Origin of the sequence: Methylobacterium variabile (assembly GCF_001043975.1) — a bacterium.
In the GTDB taxonomy this organism is placed as follows: Bacteria; Pseudomonadota; Alphaproteobacteria; order Rhizobiales; family Beijerinckiaceae; genus Methylobacterium; species Methylobacterium variabile.
This window is the reverse complement of the sequence record NZ_LABY01000385.1, coordinates 1-2,104: the sequence shown is the minus strand read 5'-3', so window position 1 is coordinate 2,104 and position 2,104 is coordinate 1. Positions and strand designations below refer to the sequence as shown.

The following is a 2,104-nucleotide window of genomic DNA, read 5'->3' as shown; positions in this document are numbered from 1 at the left end:
CTCCTGCCCCACCTCCGCGCCCCCGCCGCCAGGTCACCTCGCCGGGCCATCTGGACCCATGAGCCGCCCTCAGCCGTCCGCTTCGTCCGCCAGCGGAAGTTCATCAGCGGCCACTCCCGCCGGCCCAACTTCCTGATGCTCGGCCTGGTGACCTATCGGCTCTTCGCACCGGCCCGGGCCGCGCAGCCCTGACGCTCCGCCTCGGGAGCTTGGGGTTCGGCCTCAGGCTCTCGCACGGAGCGCCATCCCGGCGCCCCACATCCCACCATCGAGAGCCACCCCCATGACGATCCACCAGCGCCCCGTTGCGCCGGCCGATGCCGTGCGCCTTGATGCCACCCTCGCGGCTGTCGCCGTGCCCACCATCAGGCTCACCGCTGCGGACGCCTCGAAGCCGCTCGGGGCCCACCTGGACGAGGTCTCCGAAGAGGAGCGTCAGGCCGCCATCGAGCGGTCGCGCCGGTTGCCGGAGCCCAGCGCGGTGCGGGCCGCCTGGCACGCCCTGCCGGCCACCGTGCGGGATCGGATCGGCGAGGCGGCGCTGTTGCACGCATTCTACTTCATCGTCGCCAACACCGAAGGCCGGGAGGTGGTCCTGAAGGCGGCCAACCGGTGCGAGGCGGTTGCCTCGGCTGGGCTTACCGAGTCCATGGTGCTGGCCGAAGCTGCCTTGCCGGAGCTTTTCGGGACCGCGGAGGCGGAGGCGCCGTGGGCCCGGGGTGAGGTCGCCTCTGTGCTCCCCGTGCCTGTCGCGGTGCCTGGTGGTCTTCCCAGCCTCGATACGATCGCTACCGCCTGGGACCACCTCCCGCGTGCCGCCCAACGCGAGGTCGGGACCCTGGCTTCCGCCTTCGTCCTTTACAGCCGCGTGGCTGATGACATGGGTTACCCCCTCGCCGATAGGTGGTTCGGGAACGGGATCATCTCCCGGGCAGAGTCCGAGGAAGAGCGGGTCCGCCCCCTGCTGGAGGATGCCGCGGCGCGGTCCCTGCCGGGATTGTTCGGCACCTCGGAGGATAGGCCGGCCTGGGCCCAGACCACCCTCACCACCGGCCGGGAGGGCTGACCGATGCAGCTCGCCCACCAGTACCAGCACCAGACCCACACCGCCCCGGTCACCCTGCCCAGGCTCTCGCCGTTCCAGGCCGCCATCAGGGCCCACCGGATTGCCGCCGCCCGGGTGGATGATGCCTACGCCCGGAGGGACGCCGAAGGCCCTCGCTTCGCTGCCCTGGACGAGGCGGAGGGGCGGGCCTGGCGCACCATCATGGCCACCCCCTGCACCAGCAGCGCGGATGCCGCCGCGCTCCTGACGCACACCCTACCGGCCGTCCACGCCGAGCTGCGGCCCAACCTCGTCGGCAAGCTCGCGGAGGCGCTCCAGGTCGTCCTCGAAGAGCACGCTGCGCCTCCCGGCGATGGTGGTCCAACCTCGCCCATCTCCCTCGCCATCCGGGCCCACCAGCTCGCCTACGAGGCCCGCCAAGCCGCCTCAGTGTACCTCGACGCCACCGGCCAGCAGGCTCGGAAGTCGCTCTCCTGGGCCGCTGAGGAGGCCGAAAACGATGCGGTCTCCGCCCTGCTGGAGACGCCTTGCAGTGACCTCCGCGGGGCCGGCGCTCTCGTGGCGCACATCGAGTGGTACCTCTCCGCTGCGGAGCGGCCCAGCCTAATGGCCGCCCTCAAGGCCCGCGCCGCTGACATCCGGCTCTTCCTCGTGGTGGGCCTCTCCGGCGCCGATCGGGAGATAGACGCCCTCAACCTGGACAAGGCGCTAGAGGCCTGTCGGGAGGCGTGGGGCCGGCTTCAGGCCACCACGGCGGAGACCGGGGACGTGCGGTGGGATGCCGAGGGGGAGGCCCGAGAGGCCGCCTACGCCGTCCAGGAGGCCCCTTGCGGCTCCAGGGCGGACGCTGAAGCCCTTCGCGCTCACCTCCGCTGGTTCGTGCCGGAGCTGGAGCGGGCCGACCTCGACGGGGCGGAGGGGTTCCTGGAGGGGCTGCGCGGTCTCTGATACACATCTAAAAAAAAAAAAAAATACCATAGCGTGATCGATATTCTGCCCAACTCGGACATTCACGTACCCACACATCTACATGCATCA

Annotated in this window: 3 protein-coding genes; all 3 read left to right on the top strand. The window is 70.6% G+C overall.

Translation table 11 applies throughout. The annotated features are described in order from the left end of the window. Window positions 1-192: hypothetical protein (locus VQ02_RS38880; protein ID WP_048448551.1), on the top strand; the 192-nt coding region annotated here is incomplete at its 5' end. A gap of 91 nt (window positions 193-283) precedes the next feature. Continuing rightward, a complete protein-coding gene (locus VQ02_RS33245) occupies window positions 284-1,066 on the top strand; it encodes a hypothetical protein (RefSeq protein WP_048448550.1) in 783 nt (260 codons plus the stop codon). A 3-nt stretch (window positions 1,067-1,069) separates the two neighbouring features. Next, window positions 1,070-2,014: a hypothetical protein gene (locus VQ02_RS33240; RefSeq protein WP_048448549.1), complete on the top strand. Its 945-nt coding sequence runs from the start codon at window positions 1,070-1,072 to the stop codon at window positions 2,012-2,014. The last annotated feature ends 90 nt before the right edge of the window (window positions 2,015-2,104 follow it).